The 15,885-nt window shown below is 74.1% G+C and carries 12 protein-coding genes; 4 read left to right on the forward strand and 8 right to left on the reverse strand.

Annotated elements, in window-relative coordinates; translation table 11 throughout:
• Positions 1-68: 68 nt before the first annotated feature.
• Positions 69-1,415 (reverse strand): dicarboxylate/amino acid:cation symporter, encoded by a 1,347-nt coding sequence (locus ACLWS4_RS20915; protein ID WP_049655677.1) that lies wholly within the window; start codon positions 1,413-1,415, stop codon positions 69-71.
• A 486-nt stretch (positions 1,416-1,901) separates the two neighbouring features.
• Between ACLWS4_RS20915 and ACLWS4_RS20920 the strand changes: the two genes are divergently transcribed.
• Positions 1,902-3,110: an MFS transporter gene (locus ACLWS4_RS20920; RefSeq protein WP_416874888.1), complete on the forward strand. Its 1,209-nt coding sequence runs from the start codon at positions 1,902-1,904 to the stop codon at positions 3,108-3,110.
• A 98-nt stretch (positions 3,111-3,208) separates the two neighbouring features.
• Here the strand turns inward: ACLWS4_RS20920 and ACLWS4_RS20925 are convergent, their stop codons facing one another.
• From ACLWS4_RS20925 to ACLWS4_RS20945, 5 genes are all read right to left on the reverse strand, one after another.
• Positions 3,209-6,565 carry an SdrD B-like domain-containing protein gene (locus tag ACLWS4_RS20925; protein WP_416874889.1) on the reverse strand — a complete coding sequence of 1,119 codons (3,357 nt, stop codon included), beginning with the start codon at positions 6,563-6,565 and terminating at the stop codon, positions 3,209-3,211.
• Between the two features lie 222 nt (positions 6,566-6,787).
• Positions 6,788-7,978 (reverse strand): LacI family DNA-binding transcriptional regulator, encoded by a 1,191-nt coding sequence (locus ACLWS4_RS20930; RefSeq protein WP_416874890.1) that lies wholly within the window; start codon positions 7,976-7,978, stop codon positions 6,788-6,790.
• Between the two features lie 29 nt (positions 7,979-8,007).
• A complete protein-coding gene (locus ACLWS4_RS20935) occupies positions 8,008-8,352 on the reverse strand; it encodes a DUF4229 domain-containing protein (RefSeq protein WP_369808350.1) in 345 nt (114 codons plus the stop codon).
• A gap of 114 nt (positions 8,353-8,466) precedes the next feature.
• On the reverse strand, positions 8,467-8,997 hold the full coding sequence (locus ACLWS4_RS20940) for a GNAT family N-acetyltransferase (protein WP_416874891.1): 531 nt from the start codon (positions 8,995-8,997) through the stop codon (positions 8,467-8,469).
• A gap of 79 nt (positions 8,998-9,076) precedes the next feature.
• Positions 9,077-10,393, reverse strand: coding sequence for an MFS transporter (locus ACLWS4_RS20945; protein ID WP_416874892.1), 1,317 nt, complete (start codon positions 10,391-10,393; stop codon positions 9,077-9,079).
• Positions 10,394-10,513: 120 nt separating this feature from the next.
• Between ACLWS4_RS20945 and ACLWS4_RS20950 the strand changes: the two genes are divergently transcribed.
• Entirely contained in the window at positions 10,514-11,578 is a 1,065-nt protein-coding gene (locus ACLWS4_RS20950) for a GlxA family transcriptional regulator (RefSeq protein ID WP_416874893.1), read from the forward strand.
• A gap of 404 nt (positions 11,579-11,982) precedes the next feature.
• Here the strand turns inward: ACLWS4_RS20950 and ACLWS4_RS20955 are convergent, their stop codons facing one another.
• Positions 11,983-12,456, reverse strand: a complete 474-nt coding sequence (locus ACLWS4_RS20955; protein ID WP_049658191.1) for an ATP-binding protein — start codon at positions 12,454-12,456, stop codon at positions 11,983-11,985.
• 678 nt (positions 12,457-13,134) lie between these two features.
• Here ACLWS4_RS20955 and ACLWS4_RS20960 point away from each other — a divergent pair.
• Together ACLWS4_RS20960 and ACLWS4_RS20965 are read left to right on the forward strand one after the other, a co-directional pair.
• A complete protein-coding gene (locus ACLWS4_RS20960) occupies positions 13,135-13,713 on the forward strand; it encodes an RNA polymerase sigma factor (protein WP_074005505.1) in 579 nt (192 codons plus the stop codon).
• Positions 13,710-14,936: a zf-HC2 domain-containing protein gene (locus ACLWS4_RS20965; protein WP_416874894.1), complete on the forward strand. Its 1,227-nt coding sequence runs from the start codon at positions 13,710-13,712 to the stop codon at positions 14,934-14,936. The genes ACLWS4_RS20960 and ACLWS4_RS20965 overlap by 4 nt, the downstream gene beginning before the upstream one ends.
• Before the next feature lie 43 nt (positions 14,937-14,979).
• On the opposite strand, the gene purU is transcribed toward ACLWS4_RS20965, so the two are convergent.
• Entirely contained in the window at positions 14,980-15,843 is an 864-nt protein-coding gene (purU, locus tag ACLWS4_RS20970; RefSeq protein ID WP_416874895.1) for a formyltetrahydrofolate deformylase, read from the reverse strand.
• Positions 15,844-15,885: the final 42 nt, after the last annotated feature.

The raw sequence follows: 15,885 nt of genomic DNA on the forward strand, positions 1-15,885 counted from the left end.
GTCCCCTCTGGCGTCCGATCGGGCATTCGGCCCCCGGCTGAGCGGCCGGACCGGAGGCCGAACGAGCCTCAGGCCGCGGCCGTGGCCGCTCCGCCCTGGGCGGCGACGACGGCCGGCTTGGCGTCCTCCTCGTACAGGTCCCCGGACGGGTTGTTGTACGCGGCGACGTCCAGGATCTTCTCCCGGGCGGCGACCACGATCGGCACGACGACCTGGCCGGCGACGTTGGTCGCGGTGCGCATCATGTCCAGGATCGGGTCGATGGCGAGCAGCAGGCCGACGCCCTCCAGCGGCAGGCCCAGGGTGGACAGGGTCAGCGTCAGCATGATGATCGCGCCGGTGAGGCCCGCGGTGGCGGCCGAGCCGACCACCGAGACGAAGGCGATCAGGATGTAGTCCTTGATGCCCAGCTCGATGTTGAAGACCTGGGCGACGAAGATCGCGGCGACGGCCGGGTAGATCGAGGCGCAGCCGTCCATCTTGGTCGTGGCGCCGAACGGCACGGAGAAGGACGCGTACTCGCTCGGGACGCCGAGGCGCTCGGTGACGCGGCGGGTGACCGGCAGGGTGCCGACCGAGGAGCGGGAGACGAAGGCCAGCTGGATGGCGGGCCAGGCGCCCTTGAAGAAGTGCAGCGGGTTGAGCCCGGCGGCGAAGCGCAGCACCAGCGAGTAGACGACGAACAGCACCAGCGCGCAGCCGAGGTAGATGTCCAGGGTCAGCGTGGCGAAGGGCTTGAGCAGGTCCCAGCCGTACTTGGCGACGGACTTGCCGATCAGGCCGAGGGTGCCGAGCGGGGAGAGCCGGATGACCCACCACAGGGCGGTCTGGGTCAGCTCCAGCACGGACTCGCTGAGCTTGAGGACCGGCTCGGCCTTGGCGCCGAGCTTGATGATCGCCGCGCCGACCACGACCGCCAGGAAGACGATCTGGAGCACGTTCACCTTGGCGAACGAGTCGACGATGTTGGTCGGGAAGATCCCGGTCAGGAAGTCGATCCAGGTGCCCTTGGAGTCGAGCGCCTTGAGGCCCTCGGTCTTCAGGTTGGTGCCCTCGCCCGGGTTGGTCAGCAGGCCCAGGCCGATGCCGATGCCGACCGAGATCAGCGAGGTGATCATGAACCAGAGCAGCGTGCGGGTGGCCAGGCGGGCCGCGTTGGTGACGTTGCGCAGGTTGGCGACGCTCACCACGATCGCGGTGAACACCAGCGGCGGGACGGCGACCTTGAGCAGCTGGACGAAGATCTTGCCGATCGTCTCCAGGGTGGTGGCCAGCCAGGAGATGTCGGCGGCGCGGGCCAGGTAGCCGAGGCCGACGCCGAGCACGAGGCCGGCGACGATCTGCACCCAGAAGGGCGTCTTGCGGATGCGGGCGAGCACGGACGGCGACGAGGTCGCCTCGGGCGCTGTGGACATGGGGGAGCGTCTCCGGGGGAGGGCGTTGCTGACGGTGAGGTGGGGGCGGAGCAGGCGGCACGGCGCGGGGCCGGACGAAGGGGTCGGCCCCCGGTCAGGGGCGTGCCGCCGCGGTACAGCTCGGGGCGGTACAGCGCATGGCGCGGCAACGGCCCATGGCGCGACAACGGCGCGGACTGTCCACAGCACCGGTCAGAGCACACGGGCGGGCGGCGCCGGGCAGCGGGCCCGGGCCGTGCATCCGCAGTGCGTCTGAGGCTGTCATGGCCGATACGTTAGCAGCAAAGGTTTGAGATGTTCAAAGTACTTGTTTGAGGTCACGGAGAGTTCCTGCCCACCCGAACCCCGCCGCGAACCCGCGCTCCGGACACGAACGAAGCTGACGCCCCATCAGATCGACTCGGTAGTCCGATTGACCGCTGAGCGGTTATACGTATAACTTTGGCGGCGTCCCCGCCCCTGCCTGCCCACCCGGAGAGGACGCCGATGGGCTACCTCGCCCTGCTCCGTGCCCCGCACGTCACCCGCCTGCTATTCGGCACCCTGCTCGGCCGCCTGCCCGCCGGCATGACCGCCCTCGTCATCGCCCTCGCGCTGCGCGACGCCGGAGTGGCGTACGGCCGGGTCGGACTGGCCACCTCCTGCTACGCGATCGCCGCCGCCGTCGGCGGGCCGGTGCTCGGCCGGATCATCGACCGCACCGGACAGCCGCGCGTCCTGCTCGCCTCCGCCGTGGTGGCCGGCGGCGGGTACGCGCTGCTCGCCCTCGCCCCCGGCTCCGCGGTCGGCGCGCCGGTCGGGGCCGCGATCGCCGGCCTCGCCATGCCCCCGCTGGAACCCTGCCTGCGCTCGCTCTGGCCGGACGTGGTCGAGGAGAAGCAGCTCGACACCGCGTACGCCTTCGACTCCGCCTCCCAGCAGATCCTCTACGTGGCCGGCCCGCTGGCCGTCGCCGCCATCTCCGGACTGTTCAGCCCGGTCGCCGCGCTCTGGGTGGCCGCCGGACTCGGACTGGCCGGCGCGCTGATCGTGGCCACCACCGGACCCGCCCGGTCCTGGCGCGCCCCGGCCCGGGAACAGTCCGCCGGACTGCTCGGACCGCTGCGCTCCCCCGGGCTGGTGCTGCTGCTGGTCGGACTGGCCGGGGCCGGCTGGGCCGTCGGCGCGCAGAACGTGCTGTTCATCGCCTACGCCGAGCGGAACGTCGGCGCGCTGCCCGGCGGCGGAGGCACTCTGCTCGCCCTGGCGGCGCTCGGCGGCCTGCTCGGCGCACTCGCCTACGGCGCCGTCAGCTGGCGGCAGACCACGGCCACCCGCACCTGGATGATGGCCCTCGCGATGGCCGCCTCCTACCTGCCGCTGATCACCCTGCCCGGGCCGTACCCGATGGCCGCGCTGGCCTTCCTCTCCGGGATCATGCTGGCCCCGCTGCTGGCGGCGGCGTTCGTGCTGGTCGCCGAACTGGCGCCGACCGGCACCGTCACCGAGGCCTTCGCCTGGCTGGTGACGCTGTTCGCCACCGGCAACTCGCTCGGCTACGCCGTCTCCGGCAAGCTCGCCGAGGACTCGCTGCGCCCGGTGGCCCTGTGCGCGGTGGGCGGCATCGCGCTCGGCGGGCTGCTGCTGTTCGGCGCCCGGCGCTGGTTCCACCCGGCGCCGGCCGCCCCCGCCGAGCAGCCCGTCCCGGTGGGCTGACCCGCCCCCACGAACGACCGCGCCCGCCGGTGGTCTGGCCGGCGGGCGCGGTCTTTGTCCTTCCTGTCCTTCACCTACGGGTGATCAGCCACGCGCGATCAGCTGTGGCGGCCCCGACGGCGCCGGGCGACCACCGTGAACAGCACGCCGAGGCCCAGGGCAGCGGCGCCGAGAGCGGCCGGCAGCAGACCGGGCCCACCGGTGTGCGGCAGCTCGCCGCCGCCCCGGTCCGGGGACGGCCGCTGCGGATCCTGCGACGGCGCGCCGGGCTCACCCGTGCTCGGGGGCTCGCTCGACGACGGGCCGTTCGAGGGGCCGTCCGACGGCGAGGTCGAGTCCGTCGGTGCCGGCGAACCGGTGGGCGTACTCGTGGGCGTACCCGTGGGCGAACCGGTCGGCGTCGGCGAACCCGTGGGGGACGGCGAGTTCGTCGGAGTCGGCGACGAGGTCGGAGACGGGGAACCGGTCGGCGTCGGCGAACCCGTCGCAGTCGGAGTAGGCGTCGGCGTCGGCTCGTCCGCCGGCACCAGCCCCAGGTCCAGGCTCAGGTCCCGGGCCCCGCCCGACAGCCGTACGGTCTGGGTGGTCCCGGTGGCCGGGTCGGCGTCCGAGTCCCGCGCCGGGTCCTTCCCCGCGTGCCGCGTGGTGGCCCTGGCGCCCGCCGGAGCGGTCGTCAGGTCGAAGCGCACCGCGTACTCCCCGTCCGGCAGCTTGTCGAACAGGTAGTTCCCGTCCGCGTCCGTCACCGTGGTGACCGGCTTGCCCAGCTTGTCCCGGACCGGCTGTCCGGTCCCGTCCAGCAGCTCGACCCGGACGCCGGGGACCCCGTTCTCGCCGGGGTCCTGGACGCCGTTGCCGTCGCGGTCGGCCCAGACGTGGTCGCCGAGCGCGTTGTCCGGCGGCGCGGGCGCCTGGACGCCGACGCCGACCTTGGCGGGCTCGGCCGGCAGCAGCGGGCTGCCGGTGGAGTCGGTGGCGGTGTAGGCGAAGCTGTTCCACGCGAAGTCGGCGTTGCCGGCGTCCACCGAGGCGACCATCGGCCAGGTCAGGGTGAACAGTCCACCGGACGGCAGGGTGCCCGGCCGGCTGACCTTGAACCAGGTGGTGTTGCCCGGCCCGGGGAAGTCGGTGCTCCACTTCGCGTTCGCGTCGCACGGCCCGGGCACGGTGATCGGCCCGGTCGGGCAGGGGTTCGGCGAGGTGGTGTACTCGATCGCCACGGTCGGGTCGCTGGAGGTCAGCGGCCGGGTGAGCGAGGGCGTCCAGGCGGAGCCGCGCGGGACGTCCGGGCGCAGCAGGTAGGAGTCGCCGGGGGTGGGCAGCTTGTCGTACGCGACGAAGTCGGTGACCGGGTCCGGCGAGTCGTTGCGGACGGTCAGCCGGTAGGAGAGGCCGCCGCCGGGCGTGGTGGTGCCGGTGGTGGCGTAGTCCTGGTCGAGGTCGCCCTTGACCTCCTTGAAGGAGCGCAGCACGGCCGGGACCTGCACCTCGACCCGGGAGGAGGCGTGGCACATGGTCTCGGTGGTGTTGCCGTCGCCGTCGAGGTCGTGGGTGTCCGGGACACCGCTGTCGGTGCCGAAGTAGGAGCAGGCGACGGGTTCCCCGGCGCCCTCGGTGGTGACGTACGCGTCGTTGGTGAGGGTCCCGGGCCTGGCGCTGCCGGCCACCTGGACGTCGATCAGGGTGCGGTAGGCCCGGTGGTCGTCGAGGTAGGTCATGTCGGGCGCGCCGGCCGGCCAGGTCAGCTTGAGCAACTGGCGGCCGTCCGGTCCGGGCAGCACCTGGACGGAGCTCGGGGCGACGGACTCCGGGTAGCCGGGGTCGCGCCGGGCGCTGCCGTCCTGGTAGACGAGGCCCGGCGGCAGCAGGTCGTACATCACCAGCGGGGTGCCCAGGGTGCGGCCGGTGCGGTTGTACGGGGTGAGCTGGAAGGTCGCGATGCCGCCGGGGGCGAGGACCTCGCCGGAGACGGTGGTCTTGGCGGCGCCCAGGTTGGTGGCGGCGGAGACGGTGGTGTCGGCGCAGGCGTTCGCCGAGGCGGTGGCGCCGGCCGCGTCGGTGCCGGTCACGTCCACGCAGTTGTGCAGCGGGCCGGGGGCGGTGCGGCCGTCGTGGCCGGGGGTGACCACCTGGGAGAGCACCTGGACGGCGTTGCCGGGGCTCCAGCCGGTGGGGACGGGGCCGTTCCACTCGAAGCGCAGCCCGTCGAGCCGGCGGCCGGCCGGGAGGCCGAGCACGTCGTTCGCCGGGTTCCCGGCGCCTTCGGCGAAGGTGATCCGGCGGCTGCCCGAACCGTCGAACGGCTTGCCGGGGGTGAAGGTCCGCCAGGTCGGGTCGCCGTCGAGCCGGTACTGGAGGGTGAGGCCGATGGTGGCGGGGTTCCAGGCCTCCAGCTGGATGGACTGGGGGATCAGCCAGTTGTAGAGGCCGGTGGTGGTGCCGCCGCCCGGGTCGGTCATCACCAGGCGGGTGACGGGGCCGGCGGTGTTGACGGCGTGGAGGCTGAAGGAGGCGATGTCGCCGGAGACCACCTGGTCCTGCCAGACCTTGGAGGCGGTGACCTGGATGCCGGTGGTCGGCGGCTTGAAGACCGGGGACACGGCGGTGGCGTCGGACAGGTCGCGCATGCCCTCGGGGCCGAGCGGGTCGCCCTGCAGGACCACCGAGTTGGTGGAGGTGGTGCCGCTGGGGAACGCCGGGTCGGGGTAGTTGACGACCAGGACGCCGGGGTTGCGGCAGCCGGCCTGGCCGTTGCCGGCCCGGAAGGCGCCGATGTCGAACACCCAGCGGTCGGGGTTGCCCGGGTCCTGGGTCCAGCCGGGCGAGCGGCCGGTGTCGACGACGGCGCCGGGCGGCAGGGTGTCGACCAGCCGGCTCGCGTCCAGGTCGACGTTGGGGACGCCGCTGGTGGAGCAGGCGCTGAACTGGTAGGTGACCGAGCGGCCGTCCTGGCTGCTGGTCTGGACGCCCTTGGTGACCTTGTAGTCGGGCTGGACGACGGCGCCGGTGGTGGCGGAGCCGGACTGCTCGGGCTCGCCGTCGGCGGTCAGGGTGGCCGAGTTGACGGCCTTGGTGCCGTTGGGGGTGGTGAAGTTGGGGAACCTGAGGACGACCTTGACGGTCGCGGTGGTCCCCGGGGTGAGGGTGAGGAGCCTGATGTCGAGGGTGCCGCCGACGGTGCCGGCCGCCGGGACGGTCGAGCCCGCGACGTCGACGGTGCTCGCGTCCGGGGTCCAGCCGACGAACTCCATCCCGGCCGGGAGGGTGTCGGTGATCCGGCCGTTGGCGCAGTCGGTGACGGAACAGGTGTAGCGCAGGGTGTAGGTGACGTTCTCGCCGGGCGCCGCCGTCGGCTTGTCCACCGTCTTGGTGAAGCCGACGGCCGCCTGGGCGGTCGGGACGGTGAGGGTGCCGGTGAGCAGCGTGCCCGCGAAGAGGCCCAGGGCGGTGGCCATCCGGCCCGCCTTGGACGAGGGTGAGGGTATTGATCGGAGCGTCCGCATCCTGGAATCTCACCCTCTGTTAATCCGAATGGAGGTACGGCGCGAGAGTAAATGAGGATTATTCACCCGATTGGAGCAATTCTGAACGCATCCGAGGGGCACCTGTGAGCCACCTGAGGGCCATACGGGGGCAATCCGGACGGAGCGGCACCACCCAGTGGTGACGGACCGTGATCAGCCCGTCGAAGCCGAATCGGCCGGCGCCGTGGAGGAGCGCAGCACCAGCGAGGTCGCCAGCGGCGCGACCGGCGCCACCCGCTCCCCGCGCAGCAGGGCCGCCAGCGCGGCCGCGCCCGCCCGGCCCAGCTCCTCGCCCGGCAGGTCGACGGTGGTCAGCGGCGGGGCGAGCAGCGCGGCCACCGCGACGTTGTCCATGCCGACCACCGACAGGTCCTCCGGCACCCGCAACCCAAGCTCCGCGGCGGCCTGGTAGACCCCGGAGGCGACCACGTCGTCGTCGCAGAGCACCGCGCGCGGCCGGTCCGCCCGCTCCAGCAGCCGGCCCGCGACGGCCCGCGCGGCCCGATGTCCGTCGTTCAGACTCACGCCCAACTCCACCACGTCCAGGCCGAGTTCACGGACGGCCTGCTCGAAGGCGGCCTGCCGGACCCGGAAGGTGTACGCGGAGTGGCTGGAGCGCAGCCGGCCGATCCTGCGGTGGCCGAGCGCGGCCAGGTGCTCGACCGCGGCGCGCATCCCGCCGGCCACGTCGAGTTCGACGGTCGGACGCGCCCGGTCGGTGCCGGGGTCGGCGTCCAGGAAGACGGCGGGGGTGTCGGCGGGCAGCTCGCCGAGCTGGCTGTCGTCCGGGGAGCAGATCAGCAGGCCGTCGAAGCGGCCCGCGGTGGCGGCCTCGGCGAGGGTGGCGCTGCCCCAGCCGGAGCTGACCACGACGGCCAGGCCGTTGCGGCCGGCCTCCTCGTGGACGCCCTCCAGCACCCGGCCGAAGAACGGGCCCTGGAGGTTCGGCACGGCCAGCAGGATCATCCCGCTGCGGCCGAGCCGCAGCTGCCGGCCGGCCGCCTGCGGGCGGTACCCGAGGCTGCGGGCGGCCTCCCGGACCCGCTCCCGGGTCGCCTCGGAGACCCGTCGGCCGGCCTCGGCGCCGGAGAAGACCAGGGAGACGGTGGCCTGGGAGACCCCGGCGAGCCGGGCCACGTCCCGGCCGGTGGGCCGGCGGACGGGGGCCGGCCAGGTGCCGAGCGCCGCCTCGACGGACGGCTGCCCGGCGGACGGCCGCTCAGCGGAAGACGGCTCGGACGGCTCGGCGGAAGACGGCTCGGACGGCTCGGCGGAAGGCGGCTCAGCGGAAGGCGGCTCGGCGGAAGACGGCTCGGACGGCACGGAGTCTCGGGTGGCGGGCACGGCGGCTGCGCTCGCGGGCGGGGCCGGGGTCAGCTCTGGCCGGCGGTGGCCGCGCGGGCGGCGTCGTCGGCGGCGTCCTCCTCGGCGTTCTGCGCGGCGATCCGCTCGGCGGTACGGCTGCGCATCCCGGAGACCTTGCCGCTGATCTGCTCGGACATCGCGTCGCGCTGCCTGCCCAGCAGCGCGTAGCTGAGCGGCGCGGAGGCGACCGCGGCCAGCAGGAAGAGGAAGATCATGCCGGCCTCGCCGCTGACCGGGATGACCTGGAAGTGCCCGAGCAGCAGGGCCACCAGCAGGCAGCCGAGGAAGATGCTGACCCGCATGGAGGTGTAGCGGAGCGTGGCGTGCGACTTCTCCGGGCCGTTGCTGGTCACTCGACACATCCTTCTTCGTTGCGCTGGGGCCGGTCCTCCAGTCAAGCATGCCTGACAGCCGGAACGGGGCACGGGGCACCCGGTCCGGCCCGGACGGCCCGACCGGGGCCGGCGTCAGCGCAGGTCGAGCCACATGGTGATGTCGTCCCGGTCGTCCCCGGGGGCGATCCGGATCGCGGCCGGCACCCGGCCGACCTCCCGGTAGCCGCTGCGGGCGTAGAACCGCTCCAGCCCCTGGCCGCCGCGCGCGGTGAGCCGCAGCGACTCCAGGCCCCACTCCCGGGCCACCCGCTCGGCCTCGGCGAGCAGCCGGGCGCCGTGGCCGAGGCCCTGGAAGTCGGGGTGCACCATGACCCGCTTGAGCATCCGCCAGTGCTCCATGAGGTCGAAGCGCATCGACTCGAAGAACAGCGCGCCGACCAGCCGGCCCGTCCCGCTCTCGTGGGCGACCAGCAGCCGGTCCGGACCGTCCGGCGCGATCCCGGCGAACTGGTGGTCGGCGGTGTCCCAGACCTCCTCCTCGGTGACCGGCGCCACGAAGCCGACCGCCCCGCCGGCGTTGGTGACGTCGACCCACAGCCGGACGATGTCCGTCCGCAGGTCCGGGTCGGGCTTCGGGTCCAGGGTGAAGGTCAGGGCGGCCATGGACCGGAGCCTAGACCTCCGGTACGACAGCCCCGCCGGGGGCACCGGCCGTCACCGGAGCCCACCGGGGCACCGGCCGTCACGGCAGCGCCGGCACCGCCCGGTCGGTCCGCCCGGTGCGCAGCGCCAGGCAGAGCCCGACCGCGACCGCGCACAGCCCGCCGGCCCCGTACCAGGTGAGGTCGTAGTTGCCGAGCGCGTCGCGGGCCAGGCCGGCCAGTCCGGCGACGACGGCCGCGCCGATCTGGTGGGCGGCGAGCACCCAGCCGAAGACGATCGGGGCGTCCCCGCCGAAGTGCCGGCGGCACAGCGCGACGGTCGGCGGCACGGTGGCCACCCAGTCCAGCCCGTAGAAGATCACGAAGGCGAGGATCGGCGGCTGGAGCGTGCCGGCCATCAGCTGCGGCAGCAGGAGCAGGGACAGGCCGCGCAGCCCGTAGTAGACGGTGAGCAGCAGCCGGGAGTCGACCCGGTCGGTGAACCAGCCGCTGGCCACGGTGCCGACCACGTCGAAGACGCCGATCAGGGCGAGCAGGCTCGCGGCGGTGGTGACCGGCATGCCGTGGTCGTGCGCGGCCGGGATGAAGTGGGTGCCGACCAGGCCGGCGGTGGTGGCGCCGCAGATCGCGAAGGAGCCGGCCAGCAGCCAGAACGCCCGGGTGCGGGCGGCGTCCCGGAGCACCTTCAGCGAGCGGGTCAGGGCGCGGCCCTCGGTCACCGGCGCGGGCGGGGCCTCGGTCGCGCCGTACGGGAGCTGGCCGACGTCGGCGGGCCGCTCGCGCATCAGCAGCAGGACCGGGACGGCGACGGCGCTGGCGGCGAGCGAGACCACGACCACGGCCGAGCGCCAGCCGTGCTGCTCGACCAGCCAGGCGCCGACCGGCAGGAAGACCAGGTTCCCGGCGGCCCCGGCGGCGGTCAGCACCCCGGTGACCAGGCCCTGCCTGGCCTGGAACCAGCGGCCGGTGATGGTGGTGGCGAAGGCGCCGGCCATCGAGCCGCTGCCGAGGCCGACCAGCACGCCCCAGCAGAGCACCAGTTGCCAGGGCTCGCGCATCAGCATGGTCAGCCCGGCGCCGACCGAGATGGTCAGCAGCGCGCAGACCACCACCAGGCGCACCCCGAAACGGTCCATCAGGGCGGCGGCGAACGGGGCGGTGAGGCCGTAGAGCGTCAGGTTGACGGAGGTGGCGCTGGAGATCGTCCCGAGCGACCAGCCGAACTCGTTGTGCAGGGCGTCCATCATCAGGCTCGGCGTGGAGCGGAAGCCGGCCGAGCCGAGCAGGACGAGCAGGGAGACGGCGGCCACCACCCAGGCGTAGTGCACCCGGGGGCGCTTGGCCGGGGCGGGCGGTCCGGAGCGGGAGGCGGGGGCGAGGACACGGCGTTCGGTCACGCGAACGAGTGTTCCGGGCCGCCCGGCGCCGGACGAGTGGCCTGAATGACAGCTTTCGCAAGAATCGGGCCAAGGCCCGACGTAGGCTGGCCCGGACCCACCGACATCCGAGGGGACGGCATGGCACACCTGGTCGCGGTACTCGCCCTGGAGGGCGTGATCGCCTTCGAACTCGGCATCCCCGCCCGCATCTTCGGCGGCGCCAAGGACCCGGCCGGGCGGCCGCTGTACGAGGTGGCCACCTGCACCCTGGACGGGCGGCCGGTCGCCACCAGCGCCGACTTCCGGATCGTCGTCGACCACGGGCCCGAACTGCTCGAGCGGGCCGACACCGTGGTGATCCCGGCCTCCGCCGACTCCAGCCCGACCGTCGCCGACACCTGCTTCACCCCGGTACTGGCCGCCGCGCTGGCCCGGATCCGGCCCGGCACCCGGCTGATGTCGATCTGCACCGGCTCCTTCGTCCTCGCCGCCGCCGGCCTGCTGGACGGCCGCCCGGCCACCACCCACTGGCGCTACACCGAGCGCTTCGCCCAGCTGTTCCCCCGGGTGCGGCTGGACCCCGACGTGCTCTACACCGACGACGGCGACGTCCTCACCTCCGGCGGGGTGGCCGCCGGGGTGGACCTCTGCCTGCACGTGGTGCGCCGCGACCACGGCAGCGCGGTGGCCAACGCGGTGGCCCGCAACTGCCTGGTGCCGCCGTGGCGCGAGGGCGGCCAGAAGCAGTACGTGGAGGCCCCGAGCCCGGTGGACCCCGGCGACAGCGGCACCGCCGCGGTGCGCGCCTGGGCGCTGGAGCACCTGGACCGGCCGCTGGTGCTGCGGCAGCTCGCCGACCGGGCGGGGATGAGCGTACGGACCTTCACCCGGCGCTTCCGGGAGGAGACCGGGGCCAGCCCCGGCCAGTGGATCACCACCCAGCGCACCGAGCGGGCCCGCCAGTTGCTGGAGCGGACCGACCTGACGATCGACCAGGTCGCCCGGGAGTCCGGCTTCGGCACCGCCGCCTCGCTGCGGCTCCAGCTGCGCGGCCGGCTCGACGTCGCGCCGAGCGCCTACCGGCGCACCTTCCGTGCCCTTCCCGAAAGCAGCGCCCTTCCCGAGAACGGCACCGGCCACGAGAGCGGCACCGGCCACGGGAGCCCCACCGTCGCCGAAGGTCCTACCCGGCGGGCTTCCTGAGCGAAGTCTGGGAACGGACCGCCCGGTGGCCGGATCCCGTCGCACGGGGGCGACGCATTGGATGGCGGCAGGCCGAGCGCACTGCGAGCGCGACACGGCAGGCCGCCATCCAACCGCGGCGCGCGAGCCCTGAGTCCGCGCCACACCCTCCGCACTCGCCGAGGAGCGGCCCGTGGCCGACCGTCCGCGATCCCCCCTGCTGGCACGAATCCCCTGGACAGCAGCACCGCGACGGTGGACGAACGTCCCCTCGGCGTCCCCTCGCAACGGAGCGCCGCACCCAAGAGTGATCAGTCGGATACGTCACGTCAATGGGTAGTCCGAAATTCGGAATGGTTGCGTCACCTTTCGGCCGGTGATCAGCACCGGTGATCGGCACCCGCGGACGGCCGTCGCGAAAGCCGCTATTGCGCCAAAGCCGCCCAGTCCACGTCGGCCAGCGGCTCGGTCGGCCGGGCGTCGCTGCCGATCTCGCACCAGACCCGTTTGCCCGAGCCGTCCGGGTACCAGCCCCAGCGCTCGCAGAGCAGCTCGACCAGCTCCAGGCCGCGCCCGTTGGTCGCGTCCTCGTCCGCGCCCGCGTGCCGCGGGGCCGGGGGGGCCTGGCTCGCGTCGGCGACCTCCACCCGCAGCGGGGCGGCCGGGCCGCCCTCCTGCGGGCCGTCGGCCACCGGCAGACAGAGCCGCAGCACGGCCGGACAGCCGGTGTGCACCACGGCGTTGGTCACCAGCTCCGAGACCACCAGCACCACCGTCTCGGCCATCGGCGCGTCCGGGTCCACCCCGTGGTTCAGCAGCCGCGAGCGCACCCACCGGCGGGCCCGACCGACCTCGGCGGGGTCAGCCTGCACCGCCAGCTGTACCTGAAGAACCTGCACCGCTCCACCACCCGCACTCGCAGTTCGGCTGAGTCCCGGTCGGGCCGGACCGGCCGGCGGGCCCGAGCCCGTCGCCCGGTGCCGCCCGAGCCGTGCCCGGGCGCCCGCGCGATCCGTTCGCCCGCGCCCGTTCGTCCGCGCCGTCTCGTCGGTCGGGCACCGGCCGCGACACGAATACGCCTCAGGATGGGCGGGGGGACGGAACGCAGCAAGCGCTTCGGGCATATTCCGGCGATCGGGCGACAGCGCGGTGCATACTGTCCCGCTCACGCTCGCGAGCCTCGTACCGGTGATCGTCCGACCCGGGCCGACCTGCCGGTCCCGCGGTCGGGAACCTACCGCCACGCGCCCCGGGCGCCCCGCCCGCCACTCGCGAACCACCCGTGCGGCGCGTGTCCGACGGTGCTCGTACGGCGGCGCCGACGGACGCCCCCGCCGCCCCTGCCGTCACATCGACCGACCGTCGCACCATCCGACGGTCCGGTCCCGGAGGACGACGGCCCGGTCCCGGAGGACGACGGTCCGGCCCCGGGGTCGGCGGTCCGGACCGGGGAGCACGTCCAGGAGGACGGCGATCCGTGGGGAACGGTTCCGTTCTTGCCGGAATCGCCCCCGGCGCCGCCCGGCCGCGGGATACCGTTGGGTACGCCAGCGAACCCGTCAGGAGGGTGGTTCCCGATGGCCACCCCGGAGCGGACCCCGCGCTGGGACGAGCAGTTGCAGCGCCGCCTCGCCCGCGGCGAGGAGACGGCGCTCGGCGAACTCTACGACCAGCTCGCGCCGATGGTGCACGGCCTGGCCGGGCGGATACTGGCCGACCAGGCCGCCGCCACCCAGCTCACCCGGGAGGTCTTCGCCCACGTCTGGGAGCACCCCGAGGACTTCGACCCCGCCCGGGGCTCGCTGCGCTCCTGGCTCGGCGCGCTGACCCACCACCGCGCGGTCGAACGGCTGCGGGCGCGGCGGGCCGCCGACCGCGGACCGGGCGCGGAGGCCGAGATCCGCGCCGTGGCCACCGCCGCGCGGATGCAGTACGTGGTCGACTCCCTGCCCCAACCCCTGCGTGAGACCATCGCGGTGACCTACTACGACGGTCGCACCTACCACGAGACGGCCCGGCTGCTCGGCATCAGCGAACAGGTCGCCAAGCAGCGGATGCGGCTCGGTCTGGAGCTGCTGGCCACCGAACTGGCCGAGGAGCGCGCCCGCCAGGACGGAGCCGGGGACGGAATCGGGCACGGGGACGGGGAGACGTGAGCAGCACTGAGGAGCAGCACGACGCCCTGCGCTCGCTGCTCGGCGCGTGGGCCCTCGGCGCCTGCCCGGCCCGCGAGGCGGCCGAGTTGGAGCAGCACCTGCGCGACTGCCGGGAGTGCGCCGAGGAGGCGGCCCGGCTGCGCGAGGCGGCCGGCTGGCTCTCCCTGGACGAGCCGCTGGACCAGCCCGGCTCGCTGCGCCAGCAGGTGCTCGACTGGTGCCTGGCCCGTCGCCCGGCCGAACTGCCCGTCCCCGCCTGGGGGATGCCGTACACGGCGGAGACCGCCAAGCTCGACGCGCTGCTGCGCGACCTCGGCCCGGAGGAGTGGCAGGAGGTGGCCGAACTGCCCTGGCACGGCGGCACCGAGTGGCTGCGCCCGGCCGAGGTGCTCGGCCACCTGACCGCGGTGGACGGCTTCCTGGCGCTGGCGCTCGGTCTGCCCGACCCGGTGCCGGCCGCCCCGGGCCTGCCCGCCGCGCGGATCGGGCGGCGGGTGCCGCCGCAGGAGCCGGCCGCCGGTCCGGCGGTGCCTCGCGTCCCGGCGCAGGGCGGTCCGTACGCCGCGATCACCGCGCGCACCGCCCGGCTGGTCGCCGACCAGCGCGGTCTGGCACCGCAGTCGGTGCGCTCCCGCTGGCGGCGGCAGGCCCACGACCTGGTGCGCGGGGCCGCGCTCCGGCCGCAGGGCAACACCCCGGTCGACTACGGCTTCGCGGTGCTGCCGCTGCGCGACGCCTTCGTGGACCGCGCCTTCGAGTGCTTCGTGCACGGCGAGGACGTGGCCCGGGCGGTCGCCTACCCGTACGACCCGCCGGCGCCGCAGCACCTGCGGCAGATGGTGGAGCTGGTGGTCCGGCTGCTCCCCCGGGCGCTGGCCGGGCTGCGCGCGGCCCGCCCCGAGTTCGCCGGGGTGCCGGCCGCGCCGGTGGGCGGGGTCAAGGCGGCCCGGCGGGTGCGGCTGATGGTCGACGGCCCGGCGGGCGGCGAGTGGCTGGTCCCCCTCGACGGCGACGGCCTCCGCACCGACGGCTCCGACAGCACCGACGGCAGAGCCGGCAGAGACGGCACCGAGCCGGTGGCCTCGATGGTGCTGGACGGCCTGGAGCTGTGCCAGCTGGCCGCGGCGCACCGCGACCCGGACCGGCTGCCGGTCGGCACCCACGGCGACCGGGCCGCCGTCCGCGAGGTGCTGCACGCGCTCCCGCTGCTCTCCAGGCCGTAGCGGGCCGCAGCGGGCCCCAGGGCCCCGGCCCCGGCCCCGCGCCTCAGGCGAAGACGACCGTCCGGGTCCCGTCCAGCAGCACCCGGTGCTCGCTGTGCCACTTGACCGCGCGGGCCAGCGCCTGGCACTCGACGTCCCGGCCGAGCGCGACCAGCTGGTCGGGGCTGACGTCGTGGGTGACCCGGGCGACTTCCTGCTCGATGATCGGGCCCTCGTCCAGGTCGGCGGTGACGTAGTGGGCGGTGGCGCCGATCAGCTTCACGCCGCGCGCGTGCGCCTGGTGGTACGGCTTGGCGCCCTTGAAGCTCGGCAGGAAGGAGTGGTGGATGTTGATCACGCGGCCGGACAGCGCGGTGCACAGCTGGTCGGAGAGCACCTGCATGTAGCGGGCCAGCACGACCAGTTCGACGTTCTCCTCGGCGACCAGGTCGAGCAGCCGCTGCTCGGCCTCGGCCTTGGTGTCCTTGGTGACCGGGATGTGGTGGAACGGGACCCCGTAGCTCTCGGTCAGGTCCTTCAGGTCGGTGTGGTTGGAGACCACCGCGGCGATCTCCACCGGCAGGGCGCCGATCCGGGTGCGGTAGAGCAGGTCGTTCAGGCAGTGCCCGAACTTGCTGACCATGAGCACGATCCGCATCCGCTGCTCGGTCGGGTGGATCTGCCAGTCCATGCCGAAGGAGGCGCCGATCGCGGCGAAGCTGGCCCGCAGCTTGTCGGCGGTGACCGGCTCGGGGGCGGAGAAGTGCACCCGCATGAAGAAGAGCCCGCTGTCGCTGTCCCCGAACTGCTGGCTGTCGATGATGTTGCAGCCGGTCATGAAGAGGTAGCTGGAGACAGCGTGGACGATGCCCTGCTTGTCGGGGCAGGACAGCGTGAGGACGTACTGGGCGCCGGCCGGCTGCTGCACTGGGGGTATCCCGTTCTAGGTCGTGACGTGCGTGGACGGTCC

Origin of the sequence: Kitasatospora sp. SC0581 (assembly GCF_048159585.1) — a bacterium.
In the GTDB taxonomy this organism is placed as follows: domain Bacteria; phylum Actinomycetota; class Actinomycetes; order Streptomycetales; family Streptomycetaceae; genus Kitasatospora.

Excerpts from the sequence above, each read along its gene's own strand:
- ACLWS4_RS20915 (WP_049655677.1), bottom strand. The coding sequence starts at position 1,415 with ATGTCCACAGCGCCCGAGGCGACCTCGTCGCCGTCCGTGCTCGCCCGC.
- ACLWS4_RS20920 (WP_416874888.1), top strand. The coding sequence starts at position 1,902 with ATGGGCTACCTCGCCCTGCTCCGTGCCCCGCACGTCACCCGCCTGCTA.
- ACLWS4_RS20925 (WP_416874889.1), bottom strand. The coding sequence starts at position 6,565 with ATGGCCACCGCCCTGGGCCTCTTCGCGGGCACGCTGCTCACCGGCACC.
- ACLWS4_RS20940 (WP_416874891.1), bottom strand. The coding sequence starts at position 8,997 with ATGGCCGCCCTGACCTTCACCCTGGACCCGAAGCCCGACCCGGACCTG.
- ACLWS4_RS20950 (WP_416874893.1), top strand. The coding sequence starts at position 10,514 with ATGGCACACCTGGTCGCGGTACTCGCCCTGGAGGGCGTGATCGCCTTC.
- ACLWS4_RS20960 (WP_074005505.1), top strand. The coding sequence starts at position 13,135 with ATGGCCACCCCGGAGCGGACCCCGCGCTGGGACGAGCAGTTGCAGCGC.